This window comes from Bacteroides sp. AM16-13 (assembly GCF_003602705.1).
Classification (GTDB): Bacteria; Bacteroidota; Bacteroidia; order Bacteroidales; family Bacteroidaceae; genus Bacteroides; species Bacteroides xylanisolvens.
Genome location: NZ_QTLK01000026.1, coordinates 36,231 through 53,384, shown reverse-complemented (window position 1 = coordinate 53,384; position 17,154 = coordinate 36,231). Strand labels below are relative to the sequence as shown.

Annotated in this window: 16 protein-coding genes; 2 read left to right on the top strand and 14 right to left on the bottom strand. The window is 41.8% G+C overall.

The features are described 5' to 3' along the window. Positions 1 to 16 precede the first annotated feature (16 nt). The 9 genes from DW173_RS18770 to DW173_RS18730 all read right to left on the bottom strand — a co-directional run bounded on the left by DW173_RS18770 (position 17) and on the right by DW173_RS18730 (position 10,470). Positions 17 to 409, bottom strand: coding sequence for an L-rhamnose mutarotase (locus DW173_RS18770; RefSeq protein ID WP_004313194.1), 393 nt, complete (start codon positions 407 to 409; stop codon positions 17 to 19). Between the two features lie 6 nt (positions 410 to 415). Then, entirely contained in the window at positions 416 to 1,846 is a 1,431-nt protein-coding gene (locus DW173_RS18765) for a rhamnulokinase (protein WP_120144988.1), read from the bottom strand. A gap of 17 nt (positions 1,847 to 1,863) precedes the next feature. After that, positions 1,864 to 2,502 carry a class II aldolase/adducin family protein gene (locus DW173_RS18760; RefSeq protein ID WP_120144997.1) on the bottom strand — a complete coding sequence of 213 codons (639 nt, stop codon included), beginning with the start codon at positions 2,500 to 2,502 and terminating at the stop codon, positions 1,864 to 1,866. A 159-nt stretch (positions 2,503 to 2,661) separates the two neighbouring features. Continuing rightward, on the bottom strand, positions 2,662 to 4,437 hold the full coding sequence (fucI, locus tag DW173_RS18755; protein ID WP_008640667.1) for an L-fucose isomerase: 1,776 nt from the start codon (positions 4,435 to 4,437) through the stop codon (positions 2,662 to 2,664). Between the two features lie 67 nt (positions 4,438 to 4,504). Further along, positions 4,505 to 5,500 carry a GntR family transcriptional regulator gene (locus DW173_RS18750; RefSeq protein WP_120144987.1) on the bottom strand — a complete coding sequence of 332 codons (996 nt, stop codon included), beginning with the start codon at positions 5,498 to 5,500 and terminating at the stop codon, positions 4,505 to 4,507. A 178-nt stretch (positions 5,501 to 5,678) separates the two neighbouring features. Further along, complete coding sequence (locus tag DW173_RS18745) at positions 5,679 to 6,233, bottom strand: 30S ribosomal protein S16 (protein ID WP_004300172.1); 555 nt, start codon at positions 6,231 to 6,233, stop codon at positions 5,679 to 5,681. Positions 6,234 to 6,339: 106 nt separating this feature from the next. Next, complete coding sequence (locus DW173_RS18740) at positions 6,340 to 7,641, bottom strand: Na+/H+ antiporter NhaC family protein (protein ID WP_004313189.1); 1,302 nt, start codon at positions 7,639 to 7,641, stop codon at positions 6,340 to 6,342. Positions 7,642 to 7,842: 201 nt separating this feature from the next. Beyond that, on the bottom strand, positions 7,843 to 9,444 hold the full coding sequence (locus DW173_RS18735; RefSeq protein WP_055236261.1) for a GAF domain-containing sensor histidine kinase: 1,602 nt from the start codon (positions 9,442 to 9,444) through the stop codon (positions 7,843 to 7,845). Positions 9,445 to 9,942: 498 nt separating this feature from the next. Beyond that, positions 9,943 to 10,470 carry a DJ-1/PfpI family protein gene (locus DW173_RS18730; protein WP_008022937.1) on the bottom strand — a complete coding sequence of 176 codons (528 nt, stop codon included), beginning with the start codon at positions 10,468 to 10,470 and terminating at the stop codon, positions 9,943 to 9,945. Positions 10,471 to 10,636: 166 nt separating this feature from the next. Between DW173_RS18730 and DW173_RS18725 the strand changes: the two genes are divergently transcribed. Together DW173_RS18725 and DW173_RS18720 are read left to right on the top strand one after the other, a co-directional pair. Beyond that, positions 10,637 to 10,987, top strand: coding sequence for a winged helix-turn-helix transcriptional regulator (locus DW173_RS18725; RefSeq protein WP_004313186.1), 351 nt, complete (start codon positions 10,637 to 10,639; stop codon positions 10,985 to 10,987). Between the two features lie 29 nt (positions 10,988 to 11,016). Further along, positions 11,017 to 11,460: a GNAT family N-acetyltransferase gene (locus DW173_RS18720; RefSeq protein WP_120144986.1), complete on the top strand. Its 444-nt coding sequence runs from the start codon at positions 11,017 to 11,019 to the stop codon at positions 11,458 to 11,460. Positions 11,461 to 11,917: 457 nt separating this feature from the next. On the opposite strand, the gene creD is transcribed toward DW173_RS18720, so the two are convergent. From creD to DW173_RS18690, 5 genes are all read right to left on the bottom strand, one after another. Further along, entirely contained in the window at positions 11,918 to 13,270 is a 1,353-nt protein-coding gene (gene creD / locus DW173_RS18710) for a cell envelope integrity protein CreD (RefSeq protein ID WP_120144984.1), read from the bottom strand. 26 nt (positions 13,271 to 13,296) lie between these two features. Next, a complete protein-coding gene (locus DW173_RS18705) occupies positions 13,297 to 13,593 on the bottom strand; it encodes a winged helix-turn-helix domain-containing protein (RefSeq protein WP_004313179.1) in 297 nt (98 codons plus the stop codon). Further along, on the bottom strand, positions 13,594 to 14,193 hold the full coding sequence (locus tag DW173_RS18700) for a hypothetical protein (protein WP_199722851.1): 600 nt from the start codon (positions 14,191 to 14,193) through the stop codon (positions 13,594 to 13,596). Between the two features lie 220 nt (positions 14,194 to 14,413). Next, the gene (locus tag DW173_RS18695) at positions 14,414 to 15,904 is read right to left on the bottom strand and encodes a UxaA family hydrolase (RefSeq protein ID WP_120144983.1); all 1,491 of its coding nucleotides are present in this window, start codon (positions 15,902 to 15,904) and stop codon (positions 14,414 to 14,416) included. 30 nt (positions 15,905 to 15,934) lie between these two features. Continuing rightward, on the bottom strand, positions 15,935 to 16,999 hold the full coding sequence (locus tag DW173_RS18690; RefSeq protein WP_120144996.1) for a LacI family DNA-binding transcriptional regulator: 1,065 nt from the start codon (positions 16,997 to 16,999) through the stop codon (positions 15,935 to 15,937). Positions 17,000 to 17,154 lie beyond the last annotated feature (155 nt).

Sequence of the window (17,154 nt, the reverse complement as noted above, 5' to 3'; positions counted from 1 at the left end):
TTGTTTCTGGTATTTTTTAAGTGTTATACAAATGGAACATTCTCTCCATCGGTTTCCATTTCTCTGCGGAACTCATTCCGGGAGCGGCTTGTTGGAAGATGGCCATATATTCTTCCCACTCCTGTTGGCGGGGAAGCGTGTTCAGGCGTTCCATTGCTGTGTCCCAGTCAAAATCAAGGGGAGTTTCGACAATCATAAACAGTCGTGTTCCCAAGATATAAATTTCCATTTCCAGAATACCGACTTCCCGGATCCCGGCTAGGATTTCGGGCCATGCTTCCGCCTGGCTATGTCTTTTCCGATATTCAGCGATCAGTTCCGGAGAATCGCGTAAATCGAGGGTTTGGCAATATCGTTTGACGGGAACGTCATAAGATTGAACCTGATAACCGGTTTTGGGTGTTTCCATATACTTTTATTTTTTAGGGTAATATACTTGTGGGGTAACGCTACGAGTTACAATCTCTCTCAATTCACGGAGATCGGCTATTTCTCCTTTTGCCATAGCCTGTGTCAGAATGTTTCCCATTGCAGTAGCTTCTACCGGACCTGCATAAACGGGAATACCGAGTTCGTCAGCTGTCAGTTGGTTGAGTAATTGGTTTTGTGATCCTCCGCCGATGATGTTTAGCTGACGGATCGGAGAGGGGAGACAACGGTTGAGCTGTTCCACCGCCTGCCGATATTTGAAAGCTAATGACTGGAGTACACATCGCACGGTTTCTGCTTTGTTTTTCGGCACTTGCAAAGCATGATGCCGACAATAATGAATAAGAGCGTTTTCCATATTTTCCGGATTCATGAATGTTGCGTCATCCACAGGGATAATGGTCGCAATCTGTGCTTCGGCAGCTTGCGGGATGATTATATCATAATTTTGTTCTTCGCCACATGCTTTCCATTCACTCATCAAGCGTTGCAAAATCCATAGTCCTGTTATATTCTGTAGGAAACGGATTTTGCCGTCTACGCCTCCTTCATTGGTGAATTGAGCTTTTCTTGCTTCTTCCGTCAATATGGGTTCATCCACTTCCACTCCCAGTAGTGACCAAGTGCCGGAACTAAGGAAAGCGATAGGACTTTCTACGGCAGGAACAGCGGCGACGGCACTGGCTGTGTCGTGTGAGCCGACAGCAATAACGTCTACGGTACCCAGTCCTGTTTCGCGGGCAATATCCTCTTTCAGAGTACCCCTGATTGTTCCGGGGAGAATAATCTCACCGAACAGATGTTCGGGAATACCTAAGGCGCGTATGGTATCCACTGACCAGTTCCGCGATTGGGCATCGAGTAATTCGGAGGTGGAGGCAATGCAATATTCATTATTGGCTACTCCTGTCAGGAAATAGCTGAAGAGGTCGGGCATGAATAACAGTTGCCGGGCAACTTTCAACTGTGCATCTTGATGCTGTTTCATGCTGTAAAGTTGAAACAGCGTATTGATAGCCATCACCTGAATACCGGTGTCGGCATAGTGTTGGCGTTCATCCAATAGCTTGAATACTTCTTCCGGTATTCCTTCTGTTCTTGCATCCCGATAACAGACTGGATTTCCTAACAGGTTTCCATGTTTGTCAATCAGTCCGAAATCCACTCCCCAGGTGTCAATACCAATACTTTTTACGGCATATCCTTTTTGTGCAGCCAGTTTCAGTCCGGTTTTCATATCTTCGAACAGGGCCGGGAAATCCCAGTAGATATGATTTCCTAGTTTGACCTGTCGATTGGAGAAACGGTATACCTCTTCCAACTCCAGTTTGCCATGGTGAAGGAAGCCGGCGATAATCCGTCCACTTCCGCCTCCGAAGTCTGCTGCTAAATAAGTGTGTTTGATGGTATCTTTCATGGTATATTGCCCGGATATTAGTTGGTTTTCTTTCCTAATACGTAGATTTCCAGGTCTTCAATTTCTGCCGGTGTGAGTACTGAATAATCACCGCCGGATTGAACGATGATGCGGCAAGCCATTTCAAAGAAGGTAGCCCGTTCGTATACTTGATCGAAGTCTTTTCCGCATACCACTTGCCCGTGGTTGGTCAGTAAAACCGAGTTATGCTTTAGCATGGCTTCTACCACGGCTTTTGCCAGTTCCGGTGAGCCGGGACGATAATACGGAATCACAGGTATTTCCGAACCTACATGACCGGGAATTTCTGCTGTTACATTGAAGTTTGTCGGTTTGTTCTTCATGCAGGAGACAGCCGTGGCATATTTCGATTGAAAGTGGAGAACAACATTGACGTCCGGACGTTCGCGGAGAATCCCTAAATGGAATGTACTTTCCATAGAAGGTTTTACACCATTGGTAGGAGTGCCGTTGGCAATATGGCAGATAGATACTTTCTCTTTGCCAAGTGTGGGAACCCAGGAACCCGTACCGGAAATCAATGCTTCTTCGCCGATTCTCCAGGAAAGGTTACCGCTGCTGCAAAGCATTAACTTTGCATCTCCGTAACGGTGTGCTTGTTCGATGAACTGTTCGATATGTTCGTTGGTAATCATAATTGCAAAGATAAAAAAATTAGAATTAAGTGAGTCGAAATTGCTTTTATTTAGACATAAGAACAAAAGAACATAAGGTCTGCGCTAATAGAATTATTTATAGCTATTTATTGAAGTTGTTTTATCTTTTGTCCTTATGTTCTTTTGTCTGAATTAAAATTATTTGTAGATAGGACCGTAAGTGGTACAAGCTCTGTAATCCGCTCCTTCCTTATCCATGCCGAAGGCGTTCCAAGCTGCCGGACGGAATATTTCGTTGTCTTCTACATTGTGCATGCATACCGGGATGCGGAGCATGGAAGCAAGAGTGATTAAGTCCTGACCGATGTGTCCATAGCTGATGGCTCCATGATTGGCTCCCCAGTTATTCATTACTGAATATACATCTTTGAAAGCAGGTTTTTCACACAGACGCGGTACAAACCAGGTGGTAGGCCATGTCGGATCTGTACGCATATTGAGTTTCTGGTGGATTTCCGGGTCTATTTCTACTGTCCATCCTTCTGCGATTTGCAGGACAGGGCCTAAGCCTTTAATCAGGTTGAGGCGCATCATGGTTACGGGCATGCCACCTTTTGACAGGAAGTTGGAAGAGAAACCGCCGCCACGGAAGTAGTCACGGTCTGCCGGATACCAGGTAGTTGCTTTCAGGCAGTTTTCTACATCAGCGTCTGTCAGGTTCCATGGTTCTTTCATAACCGGATTGCCTGCCGCGTCTAATGATTGGCCGGAACCGTCGAGAGTTGTTGCGCCGGAATTGATAAGATGAATGATACCATTTGCTGCCAATCCGCTCAATTCTTTGCCGGTTACACGTTTCACGGCTTCAGGACTCCAGTAAGTACGTACGTCAGAGAATATTTGGGCGCGGTTGGTCAATAAATGTCCGAACAGCATAGCTACGCCGTTGCAGGCATCGTTCTCGGTAGCTACGACAAATGCTTCACGAATACCGTTCCAGTCAAAAGAAGTATTGAGCAGAGCTTCCGGATAGTCACCGTTAGGATAGAAGTCTGTCCATTGGCGTTGTCCTTGGAAACCGGCTGCAATGGCATTGTGTCCCAAGGCTTCTTCCTTGAATCCCATTTCTTTCAATTTGGGATTTCCGGTCATCAAGTCGCGCATGATAATCGTCATCTTTACAATGAATTCCCAATCAGCATCTTTCTGTTCACGGGTTTTACGTTTTTCAGGACGGTTCTTGAAGTCTTCACCTTCGTTTGTCTTGCAATTTTTTTCAGTCCAGGCCATGGCTTTGGCGTATTCTTCGTGGTCATAGATGCCTTCGTCCATTCGACGGATGATTTCTGTGAGGTCTATTGACTCATTACGCATTCCCAAATACTCTTGGAAGAAATCAGGATTAACGATAGAACCGGCGATACCCATAGATACACTACCCATTGATAGGTAAGATTTGCCTCTCATCGTAGCTACTGCCTGTGCAGCACGTGCAAAGCGAAGAATCTTTTCCGATACATCTTCAGGGATTGTGTTGTCGTCCAAATCTTGAACGTCGCGTCCGTAGATACCGAATGCGGGAAGGCCTTTTTGTGCGTGTCCGGCAAGTACGGCAGCAAGGTATACAGCTCCCGGACGTTCTGTGCCGTTGAATCCCCAGACAGCTTTCGGATAATGTGGATTCATATCCATTGTTTCTGCACCGTAGCACCAGCAGGAAGTAACAGTAATGGTAGAACCGACCCCTTCTCTTTCAAACTTTTCCGCACAAGCGGCACTTTCGGCTACGCGTCCGATCGTGCTATCGGCTATAACACATTCCACCGGACTGCCATCACCGTTTTTCAGGTTGCTGCTGATTAACTCGGCTACTGCTTTTGCCAAATTCATTGTTTTCTCTTCAAGGCTTTCGCGAACGCCACCCTGGCGACCATCGATTGTGGGACGAATCCCGATTTTCGGATACTTTTTCATGGTTTCTATCTATTAAAGGATTAATTAATATCTGTGCTGAACTGTGCTGATGTCTTCGCAAAAAAAATTAAAGCGACTTTCGAAGTCTTACTTCCGTCGGCAAGAACTTCTGCACCGGTACATTATTGAGAACAAAATTGGCCGCTTCATTTCCCATCATTTCCCAATTAATACTCAATGAGGTTATTCCTTCGTCAATCACTTCATAGGAAGGAATATCATTGTAAGCCAATAGGCCAAAATCTTTTCCGCATTTCAGCCCTTCCAATCTTCCTTGTTTCACCACCTTTACTACGTCTTGTTGTTTGATAGCGATATAGGCAACTCCCTTACGTACAATCAGGTTCTCAATATCCTCCTGTATTTCACAGAGAAATCCCTGTTCCTGGCAGAAACGGGTAAAATATACCTTACTGCTTTGAGGGTGTTTCAGGCTTTTGGGAAACAGAAAAACGAGCTGGTGATAGTTCCTTAACCTTTCCTTGAGCAGATTCAATGCCTGATAGAAAGAATCATCAAAATCCTGGCAGATATATGAATACTTTTCTTTTTCAAATTTGCCGAAATCGAGAAGTAATAATCTTGAAGGATTAATTTTATTGAGAACAGTGCTGAATTTCTCGTTATCGAAATTCATCACGATGTATTTGTTGTATTTTCCGATGGATTCCCGGAGGATCGTATTGAACAACCGTTCGTTGTATTGATGAAACAATAAGTCTACCTTATAGTTGATAGGCAGATGTCTGACGAAACTGTTATATAAGGCTTCTTTGAAAGGAGTATATTGGTCGAGCAGCAATAAGACATTGGTCACCTGGCTCGTCACATAATAACCCTTGCCGGGAGTGGAGTCAATCAAGCCTCGTTCGCGTAAATCAAGGAAAGCCTTGAAAACTGTATCACGTGATACTCCGTATTGAGCGCTTAACTGATTGATGGAAGGCAAAGAATCTCCTTCAAGAAATTCTTTCCTGGAAATCGCCTGGCTAAGTGCGTCCGCTAGTTGCGTAACCTTGCTTGCCTGTTGTCCGAATGTTGCCTTTTTATCAGTTCGTTTCATATTCGAAAAATAAGTAATACTATGCTGAACTATGCTGATGCAAAGAAAGGCATTTTATTCTGAACGGAATAAATAATTTGATATGTTTTATAGCAGAAAGTAATAAAAAAATCCCCTCCGGCGGACCGGAGAGGATTTATTGCTTTTTCCTAATTTCTTGTTCGGAATCTGCTGAAAATTATTCAGCAGCAGCTTCTGTTGCAGGAGCTTCTTCAGCCGGAGCTGCGGCAGCTTCTTCTGCAGGTGCTTCAGCAGCAGCTTTTTCAGCAGCTTCAGCAGCTTTCTTTTCAGCGAGTGCTTTTGCCTTCACTTCGTTGATTTTCTTTTCTGCTTCCAGACGTGCTTTAGCTTCAGCTTTCTTAGCTTCGTCTTGTTTAGCTTTCAAAGTAGCCAAACCTGACTGTTTGTTGTTTTTCCAAGCTTCGAATTTAGCTTCTGCTTCTGCTTCTCCGAATGCGCCTTTTGCTACACCGCCCAGAAGATGTTTCTTCATGTAAACTCCTTCACGAGAAAGGATGTTACGTACAGTGTCACTTGGTTGTGCACCTTTCAGTACCCATGCCAATGCAGCGTCGAAATTCAAATCTACTGTAGCAGGATTGGTGTTAGGGTTGTAAGTACCAATCTTCTCAATAAATTTACCATCACGTGGTGCTCTGCTGTCTGCAATTACAATTGAATAGAACGCGTAACTTTTACGTCCGTGTCTTTGCAATCTGATTCTAGTTGCCATTTTAAATAATTGTTTTTAATGATTGATTTGAATTATGCTATTATCTCGTAATAGCGGGCACAAAGATACGGCTTTTCTTTTGATTGACAAACATTTCGTATCTTTTTTACGAATACCGTTTTGGATAGCGGAACAAAATCGCGAGCAGGGCGCATGCTCCCATTGTAAACGGATAATAGAGATTGCCGATGATACTGATGGGGGAGATGCTGGCAAGTCCCGCTGCAATCAGCATCTGCGCTCCGTATGGAATAATCCCTTGTATCAGGCAGGAGAAAGTATCGAGGATACTGGCTGTTTTTCTTCGGTCAAGATGGAATTTCACGGCAATATCTTTGGCAATCGGTCCTGTTGTAATAATGGCAATCGTGTTGTTGGCAGTACATAAGTTGGCGATACTTACCAGGGCTGCGATGCTTAATTCGGCTCCTCTTTTACCATTGACGTGGCGGGTGAGTTTCTGGATAATGAAATCGATACCACCGTTATAACGGATTGTTTCGAGCATCCCTCCGGCCAACAGGGTGATAATAATCAGTTCTCCCATTCCTGTAATTCCTGTTCCCATGGCACCAAACCAGTCGAAGATTCCGAAGCTGCCGGTCGCGATGCCAATGATGCCACTTGTCAATATACCTATTATGAGTACGAGCATCACGTTCATTCCGGCAATGGCTGTTCCTAATACTATTATATAAGGTATAACTTTGATCCATTCAATGGTCTGTGTTTGGGTGGGAGCTGTAATGGATAGTCCCTGAAATATGTAAATTCCCAACACAATGATGGCTGCCGGGACGACAATCATAGAATTTACACGGAATTTATCACGCATTACACATTCTTGGGTTTTTGTCGAAGCGATGGTGGTGTCGGAGATAAAAGATAAGTTGTCTCCGAAAAAAGAACCGCCTACTACGACGGCTACCATAAAGGGGAGAGCTATTTCAGTTTTTTCTGCCAGTCCTACGGCAACGGGAGTAAGGGCGACAATAGTTCCCACACTGGTTCCGATGGATAAAGAGATGAAACAGGCGGCAATAAAGATACCTGCCAGCAATAAATTGTCAGGAAGAATATGCAGCGTCAGATTGACGGTGGCATCAATTGCACCCATTTGCTTTGCGCTTTGGGCAAAAGCTCCGGCAAGGATGAATATCCATATCATCAGGAGGATATTCTTATTGGCAGCTCCTACCGAGAATTGATAGATACGCTGGTCCAGTTTCAAGCCGCGTGTAATGGCGATGGCATAACAGGAAGAGACGAGGAAAGCCACTGTGATAGGTACTTTATAAAAGTCGTTGACGAGGATGGAAGTTACCAGATAGAGGCAAAGGAATACGAGTAACGGGCTTAATGCCCACCAGTTTCCGGGACGGTCTTTATGTATTTTTTCTTCAGTCATAAATGAACGTTGGGTATTTGTTTTATTCTAAAATCAAAATAGCGATGCAAAAGTAGTGTTTTTCACAGGAAGTGGCAAAAAGGAAGTCGAAAGAAGGCATTATTTCATTGATCTTTCTATAGATGAGGGAGACACTCCATAGAAAAAAAGTATAACCTGTTCCTACTATTGATAAGTAGGGCAGGTTCTTTTTATTATTTCTTATTGATTTAAGCGCAAGGGATGTGTGAACCAGAAACGGCTGCCGACTCCCATTTCGGATTCGACACCGATAGTGCCGCCAAGATGTTCGATGATACTTCTGCAAATAGATAGACCTAAGCCCGTGCCTTTTGAAAAAGAGTTGAGTTTTACAAATCGGTCGAACACCTGATCTACTTTATCGGGCGCAATCCCCATACCTGTGTCTGTGACAGCGAATTCTATCTCATTACTTTCTGCTTTATGGCGATATTCCAACATAATCTGCCCTTCATTCGTAAATTTGAGAGCATTATTTATGAAATTGGTAATAACCTGCATTAAACGTTTTTTGTCTGTGTAAATATAATATTCAGGTAAATCCGGAGCCAGCAAAACGGGTACGGGTTTATCTTCTTTTATATCATAATTGCGCATTATATCTTCGCAGAAGCTCTTGATATCCAGGTGATCCATGGTGAAGTCGAGTGTTCCGGCTTCTATTTTCGATAAATCGAGAATATCGGAAATCAACTGCAAAAGAAGTTCCGTGTTTTCCTGCATAATGTCAACATAATCCTGACGTTCTTTTTTGTCGTCCGATTCAACCAACAGACTTGCAAAACCAACAATCGCATTTAGCGGAGTGCGGATTTCGTGACTCATGTTAGCGAGAAAGGCTGATTTTAAGCGGTCCAGATTTTCTGCTTTTTCTTTGGCTACTCTTAGTTCTTCTTCAATCGTTTTTTGATGGTTGATATCGACACTGGTTATAACATGTGCTATTTGTCCGTCAATCCAGGCAAATGCTGCGCTGAATACCCGGAACCAACATTTGTCAAACGGGCGTTGGTAGTCCCAGGAGTAGACTTTGGTAGGTTGCCCGTTTTCGTCAATCAAATGTTTTTTAGGACAAAATTCACATTCTCCGGTTTTATCTTTATAAAGAGCCTGCCAGCATTTTTTTCCTTCAAAATGTTCGATGCCTCCATAAGGAGCGGCCATAGATTCATTGACATATAGCATATCATGAGAATCAAAAGAGTTCACATAAATGTCAACTCCCATATTATTCATGATGCTGCTTAATGTCTTGCTTGCCCGCACTTCTCTTTCTTTATATTCCCGCACTGCTATTTCCTTGGAGAGGGAGCCTAAAATGAGATGAATCACTTGAAGTTCTTCATCGGTGAAGGATATTGCATGTTCTCTGTCTCCAAATCCGATGAATCCGATAATTTTCCCTTCGGAGTCTTGAATTTGCCGGATTAGTAATGAGTCGACTTTATAAAAATCCACGATGTCTACATCATTCCAAGAAGTATTTTGGTTTCTGCAAGCATAAAAAGGTTTGTTTTTTCCATTTATACGCGCAGCATGTTGATTGGTCATTTCGCTGATTTCAAAACGTTGTCGCAGGATGTTGTCGCTATTTCCGACAGTTTCCTTTAGATAAAAGTAGCGAAATCCATCAGTTTGGTAAATGAATCCTCTTTTAAAACCGTAGTATTCGCAAATATCTGTCAGTGATTCTGTGATTTTGTTTTCAATAGATTCACAGCCATTCAACCTTTCTAAAAAATGAAGTAAAAATGCATTGTAATTTTCTTTCTCTCTGGTCATATTGTTTTAGGCATCTTGTTTGGTTATTTAAATTCGAAAGGAGTATGCTGTTTATCTCTTTCAAATCTTCAAGCTGCTAATATACGGACTTTTTTAAAAATGATGAACGCTGTTTCGGATTTTTGTAATGTTCCGTTTTTCTTTTTCTTGGTGCGAAAAGATAATGTAATATATGATATTTCCGTTGGATTTTAGTTAACTAACAACAGTATTTTGAGAAATAAAGAGGTAGAATTGTACGGATTTATTAAATAAAACGTTGTTTGGGGAAGTTAGTCAGTCTTAGAATTTTTCGAACTTGTAAGTAATTGATTACTAATGCATAATAAATGGTGTGTTTTTCCTTTAAAACCAATGGGTCGCTCCTTTAAAAGAAACGACCCGTTGCACACCGAGAAACACACCGTTCCTTTTAAACGAACGTGCTTTTTCATCTTCGGATACGTGAATTTAAATAATAATGTTTATATTTATTGTTTTATATCTGCGCAGCCGGCATTATTTTAATGCTTCGGTAACCTGCGGCATCATTGTCCAAATAGTATTTTCATTTTGAGCGGTGAAGAAGTTACCATCTATCTCTGATTTCTCATCGGTAGCTGTTCCGTTTTGAATAGCTGACTTGGCTAATGGGTGAACTGCTACTTTTTTTCCTTTGGTTATACCGGTAAAGTCAAACATCATTGCACCGGCACAATGTCCGATCATCATTTTCCCTTTATCCCCGAACGTTTTAATGACTTGCATCAAATCTACATTATAAGGCTTATCGGCATTCTGCTGAAATACAGGCACTGCATCGCCACAAGAGAAAACGAGTGCGTCAAACTCATCTTCGTGTCCCTTCAAATTAGCAATCACATCATCCACTGTTAGGTTGATTCCTGAATTTGTTTTAATCTCCTTCGTATCCGATACGGCAAATACTTTATATGAAATGCCATTCTCGAAAAATGCTTCCAAATATTGGAATAATCCACAACCATTTACCGGATTCACTGCTAAAACTGCAACTTTCTTTGCCATAATCATAATTATTTAAATGAAACAATAGTTATTATTAGTAAGTTTATTACTTTTGTGATGCAAATGTATCTTTCTTGTTTGAGAAATGCAATAACGTACTTGAAAATAAGGAAGTTACATAGAGGTAACTATTGCTGAAACTCAATAAAATACAAAACGTTAAAGAATGAAAAACTTTCATCCGACGGGGAATTGTCCGATAAGAGATGTGCTTAGCCGCTTGGGAGATAAGTGGTCGATGTTGGTGCTTATTACGCTGAACGCAAATGGAACTATGCGTTTTAGTGATATCCATAAAACGATAGAAGACGTCTCTCAAAGAATGTTGACTGTTACATTGCGTACTTTGGAATCAGATGGATTGGTTGAACGGAAAGTATATGCTGAAGTACCTCCTCGTGTGGAGTATTGCCTGACAGATACAGGTGGTACCTTGATTCCTCATATTGAAGGACTGGTGGGATGGGCTTTGGAGAATATGAATATTATTTTGGACCATAGGAAAATGAGTCGGTAACATTTTTATTTTGTGACAAAATAGAAAATATGGAGATAAAACTAGTAACTTCAGATAAAAAAGAATTCCTTGATTTATTACTCTTGGCTGATGAACAAGAAAGTATGATTGACCGATATTTGGAACGCGGTGATATGTTTGTTCTTTATGATGACGGGCTGAAAGCTCTTTGTGTGGTGACACGTGAGGGGGAAGGTGTTTATGAAATCAAGAATATTGCTACTGTTCCTTTCTTCCAACGACAGGGGTACGGAAAACGTTTAATAGAGTTTTTATTTGAATATTATCAGGGAAAGTGCTCTGAAATGTTGGTGGGCACAGGAGATGTACCTTCTTCCAGATCTTTCTATGAACATTGTGGTTTTGTGATTTCTCACCGAATAAAGAATTTTTTTACTGACAACTATGATCATCCGATGTATGAGGATGGTGTGCAGTTGGTGGATATGATATATTTGAAGAAAACATTTTAGTGTGTAGTGAGTGAAGGAAGTTCAATCGTTTGGGTGGAATGAAGGATTTTGTTCGTTTATGTTACTGTATGAATGAACGGTTTATTTATAGCCTCCTATTGTATGAAACCGTGTTTCTCAATTTTTACAATTAAAGACTTCACTTTTAATAAACGTACTTTCTGTTTATAATAAACTTTGTGATAGTTTATTATAAACGGTATCAGAGTTTATTAAAAACTATTTTGAGCGTTTTTAGAGATTCGATAGAATGGATTAAGTAAAAATATAAACGAAATAGGGCAATGAACGTTAGATCATTGCCCTATAATATATCTGTGCTAATACTGAAATGTATCAGTTTAAAGGCTTTTTATGTCTCTGTTTTTCTTATATTTTTCATTCCTCTTATTACTTTTGTTTCCTCAAAGATACAAAATAAAAAGCCATTTGTCAAGTGTTTCAGAAGAAAAGCCGATTATTCATTAAACCAGTCTATTTTCTTTGAAAAATACATTACCATTGCAAGGATAATAAATAATCCCAAGCTGCCTGCCAGTAACGCAAAAGTTTCTAGCTGAATAAGAACAAATATATAAAGATAAAGTATACCTAATAGTCCGGACATGATTAATGACGGTTTCTTTTTCTTGGTGATTCCGAACATGTATCCGCCTACCAGTATAATAGTCAGTGCAGAAGATAACAAATAGGCCGGGTTGAAACCGACGTGTTCGGAGAAGGAGAGGAGCAGGCTGTAGAATAGACAGAGAGCCAGTCCTACCAATAAATACTGCAAGGCATGAATGCGGGTCTTGTTCATGATTTCAGTGAAGAAGATAACTCCGAAAGTCAGTAGGATAATCAGAATAGCATACTTTGCGGAACGCATAGACTGTTGGTACTGTTCCACCGGAATTTTGAAGTTCACACCGAAACTGGAACTCTCAATATCCTTGATATTTGAGGTGTTGAAGTCAACCATCACTTGTGAGTAATTTCGGTTCAAGTTTAAAACTTGCCATTGTGCGGAAAATTCCTTCTCCGTAATATTCCGGTTGTTAGGCAGATAGTTTCCGGTAAAGCTCGGTGTATTCCAGTTGGCTTTCAGATCTACACGGGTTGTTTTACCCAATGGAATAAAGTTGAGTGACTGTGAACCTTTCAGTTTGATTTTTATTTCGTATGGCAGTTTTTTGTTCAGCTTCAACTCCCACAAATTAGCGATCGCATGAACTCCGGTGTTAGCTATTCCTCTGTTGTCCATACCCGGTTCGAATATATAAACAGAATCTCCCAAGGTGATGCTGATTTGTTCGCTGATACCCCGCATGTCGGTCAGGTTCAAGCAAATAGCTGCCCTATCAAACTGCAACTGGTCCATGTCTATTCTGCTCTTTTTCAATTCTTCCGAACTGAATGACCCTTTCAATGTTAGTTCCGATTGATATACATTGACCTCATAGATACTTCTTTTCAGGATTTCAGTCTTCAGTTGTCCGTTGACCATAAGCTCGTCAGGAAAAAGTATCAGGTCTTTGATGGAAACCTTCTTCTCACCGTTGTTTTCAGTGACAACCGGATACTGGAGATTCAGGTAAGGGCCAGTGATGGTCTGTGCAAGACTCCATTTTTCGCTTACCTCGTCGATAGCTTCTTCCTGGGTTCGTCCCCGTTCGGAAATAAGATTCTCAATCATAAACATGGGTATCATCAGGAGAAGGATTAATAATCCGATGATGACAACCTTGATTGTTTTGGAGAAACGGTGGAGGCATCCCATAGGTTGCTGCGCCTGTTGCTCATTTAAATTTTCATTGAAAGCGTCCATAAGCCAGTAGTGTTTTGATGAATTATTTATTTTGATTTTAGAAATTTCTCTAAGGCTTCAATATGCGATTTGAAAGCTTCTCTGCCTTGCGGGGTTGCCTGAAAAACAGTCCGTGGTTTTCGTCCGACAAAACTTTTGTTGCATACGATATATCCCAGTTCTTCTAGGGCACGGGTATGGCTGGCAAGATTGCCGTCGGTCAGAGAGAGCTGCTCTTTCAGAAAATTGAAATCAGCTTCCTCATTTACCATCAGAATAGCCATGATGCCCAGTCGGACCTTGCTTTCGAATGCTTTATTAATATATTGGAATGCTTCTATCATTTATGATCTCTTTCTTTCGTAGTGTAAATAGAACAATATACCATAGAGGATATGGAAACCGCCGAAACCGATGGTCCAAAACAATAATGAATGACCTTCCCAAAAACAGTCTACGACGCCCAAACAGATGAAAGCATAACCTAACCATATGATGCTGGAATAAGTAAACTTGGAAACGTTGACTAGTGCCAGCCCGTAAAATAGAAGCATGACAGAAGCCAGAATGTCATAATACTCGTGCATAAGGATGGAAATACATAAAACACCTCCGGTCAGCATCGGAAGAGAGAAATTCCACAATGCCCGGTATGTGAGGCGGCTGAAAAATTTTTGCCCTGTCTTCTTGGATTTGTAATAGGACAGGATGCAGGCAGTGACCGCAGCGGCTACCAATACGAGCGAGGCTATTATAGCCATTAATTCAAGGGCAACAATTAAATGAGTGCCCGGTGTAATAACTTGTGTGGCGATATATGCGCCAACTAATGCGTAAATGCCCGCCATGATTGCAGCGAGACCACTTAGAGAGATAAACTTTGAAGACTTTTCCATCAACTCTTTTATCTCATTTACCGATTCTAATGCTTTATTTTTATTCATATAAAAAGTACTTTGTGATGCAAAGTAAAATAAAAGATTTCAGATGAACAAACTTTTTGCTTGAATATTTTGATAATAAAGAGTTCAATGGTATGATGAGGCTTTGATATGGTATTATACAAAAAAGAATTGCTGTCCCGTTCAACTTCTTGTTGAGTAGGGGATAGCAATTCTATGGTGTCTTTTAACTTCGTATAAGTTACTGTATCAAAAAAACAATTTACAAGGTTACGCCTGTTTTAAAGATAGCAATTTCGCGATAACCTTTCTTTTCGTTATTTACGAATTCACCGCTTGCCACTTTGATGATATAATCAATGAAACGTTCGCAAGTCTTTTCCATCGGTTCGTTTTCTACAATCACACCAGCGTTGAAGTCAATCCATCCCGGTTTGTTTTTAGCCAGCGTCGAGTTGGTGGAAATCTTCATGGTTGGAACAAAAGTACCGAAAGGAGTACCACGTCCGGTGGTGAAAAGTACCATGTGACATCCGCTTGCAGCAAGGGTGGTGGCTGCAACCAGATCATTGCCCGGAGCAGAAAGCAGATTAAGACCTTTTTTCTGTAAACGTTCGCCGTAAGGCATCACGCCGGATACATAGCTCTTTCCGCACTTCTGGGTACATCCCAGTGCTTTTTCTTCCAGGGTGGAGATACCGCCGGCTTTGTTTCCCGGAGAAGGATTTTCACCGACAGGCTCTCCGTGTGACAGGAAGTATTCTTTGAAGTCATTAATCAGATGGACGGTCTGTTCAAACAGTTCCTCGTTTTTGCAACGGTTCATTAGGATGGTTTCTGCACCGAACATTTCCGGTACTTCGGTCAATACGCTTGTACCTCCCTGTGCAATCAGGAAATCGGAGAACATACCCAATAGCGGGTTTGCTGTAATGCCGGAGAAACCATCGGAGCCACCGCATTTCAATCCCACACGCAATTCGGACAGAGGAACATCGGTACGTTCATCTTTAGAAGCCTTTGCATATAAATCACGTAGGATTTCCATTCCTTCTTCATATTCGTCACCTACCTTTTGGGTAACCATGAACTTCACGCGGTCTTCATCAAACTCGCCCAGGAACTCACGGAACACGTCCGGCTGATTGTTTTCGCATCCCAAGCCTACTACCAATACAGCACCTGCATTGGGGTGAAGCACCATGTCACGAAGAATCTTTTTCGTATTTTCGTGGTCGTCACCAAGTTGTGAGCAACCGTAGTTGTGTGGGAAAGCGACAATGGCATCCACTCCTTTGCCTTCGGTTTCGCGACGCAGTCCTTCAGCCAGTTGACCGATGATACCGTTTACACAACCTACTGTCGGGATAATCCATATTTCGTTTCTTACCCCTACATCACCGTTTTTGCGACGATAACCTTTGAATGTAAGATCTTTATGAGGAATATCCAAAGAAACCTGAATCGGGTTGTAAGTGTAATCCAACAATCCGGCGAGGTTGGTTTTGATGTTCGTTTCGTTCATCCAGTCACCCTGTTTCTTTGCCATTCGTGCATGTCCGATAGGATAACCGTACTTGATTACATTTTCGCCTTCAGCAAAATTCTTCAATGCGAATTTATGTCCGGCGGGAATGTCTTCGTTCAATGTAATATCAATGCCATCTACAGAAAGATGCTCTCCTGCCGGGAGGTTAACAATGGCAACAGCAACGTTGTCGGCAGGATTAATTCTTAAATACTTTGTTTCCATGTAATGTACTTGTAAAGTTGTACTTTGTTGTTATTTGCTATGGTAATAGTCTATTGTTTCTACCGTTAACAAGTCGATGGGCATATAGTTGATGCAGGTCACTTCTTTCTTGAAAATAAGGTGATCGCAAAGAGCTTTGATGCCATTGGCGCCTTGTAGTTCCGGTTGCTGGGCAATGAGGAAAGAGATGCTTCCTTTTTTCAGGCAGGTGACATTCCGCTCCAGAAGGTCATAACCTATCAGATTGAAATCTTTCTTTCCGCGACTTTGCAGGTATTCGCCGACGATATAGGCTTTAGAGTTGAATGTGATTCCGTTTTTCACTGTCGGATAGGTACGGAAGAATTCATCCAGCATCTCATTGTCTTCGTCGTTGCGTTCGGCATGCAAGTCGAGCTCCAGTATAGTACAAGACGGATGATGTTCTTTCATGTACTGCCTGAAACCGATTTCTCTGTTCTCTTGCTGGTTAGAACCCACAATTCCTTCATGTATTTTGCGGAAAATAACGATTTCCTTTTCATCCCGTGCCAGTAACATCATCATTCTGGCAGCGAAATATCCGCTTTGGCGTGAGTTCTGACCGAAGAAGGCAAGAGGAGGAACGTCTTTGATATTGGAGTCTATATATATATAAGGTATATCCAATGCCTGCAACTGATCGGTGAAACCTTTCGTATATTGCGGAGCGGTAGGAGCTACCATCACTCCGTCCGGCTGTAAAGCCAGAATGGCTTCGCTGGCATTCTCGAATGAATGGTAGTCGTACGGATCGTAATAGTTGATTTTCACCGAAGTATTGAAATCCGAATAAGTGGCAATGGCTTCGTGGATACCGGTTTCTACCGCTGTCCAGTATTCGCCTTCCAGATGCTCCGGCAGCAGACAGATAAACGTATACTTCTTATTAGAAGCCAAAGCGCTGGCGTACATGTTGGGCTGGTAGTCAAGCTGCTTCAGAATTTCTTCTACGCGTTTCTTGCTGGCTTCCGACACTCCGCTACGTCCATGAATAACGCGGTCTACTGTTCCCACTGATACATCTGCCAGACGGGCGATGTCTTTGATTCTGATCCTTTCGGGCAATTTATTCATACGATAACCTTTATTTATATAGGTTTTTGTGCTCGCACACAATAATAATCTTAATATTTTCGATACAAATATATAACAATTTTTGTAATTACGAAAATTGTTGTATCTTTGTGCCCGCACACGAAAGGTATGTGGTGTTAGTCTTTTTATAGATT

What these genes read in the sequence shown, in the direction of transcription:
- DW173_RS18770 (WP_004313194.1), bottom strand. Translation starts at nt 409, where the DNA reads ATGGAAACACCCAAAACCGGTTATCAGGTTCAATCTTATGACGTTCCC.
- DW173_RS18765 (WP_120144988.1), bottom strand. Translation starts at nt 1,846, where the DNA reads ATGAAAGATACCATCAAACACACTTATTTAGCAGCAGACTTCGGAGGC.
- DW173_RS18760 (WP_120144997.1), bottom strand. Translation starts at nt 2,502, where the DNA reads ATGATTACCAACGAACATATCGAACAGTTCATCGAACAAGCACACCGT.
- fucI (WP_008640667.1), bottom strand. Translation starts at nt 4,437, where the DNA reads ATGAAAAAGTATCCGAAAATCGGGATTCGTCCCACAATCGATGGTCGC.
- DW173_RS18750 (WP_120144987.1), bottom strand. Translation starts at nt 5,500, where the DNA reads ATGAAACGAACTGATAAAAAGGCAACATTCGGACAACAGGCAAGCAAG.
- DW173_RS18745 (WP_004300172.1), bottom strand. Translation starts at nt 6,233, where the DNA reads ATGGCAACTAGAATCAGATTGCAAAGACACGGACGTAAAAGTTACGCG.
- DW173_RS18740 (WP_004313189.1), bottom strand. Translation starts at nt 7,641, where the DNA reads ATGACTGAAGAAAAAATACATAAAGACCGTCCCGGAAACTGGTGGGCA.
- DW173_RS18735 (WP_055236261.1), bottom strand. Translation starts at nt 9,444, where the DNA reads ATGACCAGAGAGAAAGAAAATTACAATGCATTTTTACTTCATTTTTTA.
- DW173_RS18730 (WP_008022937.1), bottom strand. Translation starts at nt 10,470, where the DNA reads ATGGCAAAGAAAGTTGCAGTTTTAGCAGTGAATCCGGTAAATGGTTGT.
- DW173_RS18725 (WP_004313186.1), top strand. Translation starts at nt 10,637, where the DNA reads ATGAAAAACTTTCATCCGACGGGGAATTGTCCGATAAGAGATGTGCTT.
- DW173_RS18720 (WP_120144986.1), top strand. Translation starts at nt 11,017, where the DNA reads ATGGAGATAAAACTAGTAACTTCAGATAAAAAAGAATTCCTTGATTTA.
- creD (WP_120144984.1), bottom strand. Translation starts at nt 13,270, where the DNA reads ATGGACGCTTTCAATGAAAATTTAAATGAGCAACAGGCGCAGCAACCT.
- DW173_RS18705 (WP_004313179.1), bottom strand. Translation starts at nt 13,593, where the DNA reads ATGATAGAAGCATTCCAATATATTAATAAAGCATTCGAAAGCAAGGTC.
- DW173_RS18700 (WP_199722851.1), bottom strand. Translation starts at nt 14,193, where the DNA reads ATGAATAAAAATAAAGCATTAGAATCGGTAAATGAGATAAAAGAGTTG.
- DW173_RS18695 (WP_120144983.1), bottom strand. Translation starts at nt 15,904, where the DNA reads ATGGAAACAAAGTATTTAAGAATTAATCCTGCCGACAACGTTGCTGTT.
- DW173_RS18690 (WP_120144996.1), bottom strand. Translation starts at nt 16,999, where the DNA reads ATGAATAAATTGCCCGAAAGGATCAGAATCAAAGACATCGCCCGTCTG.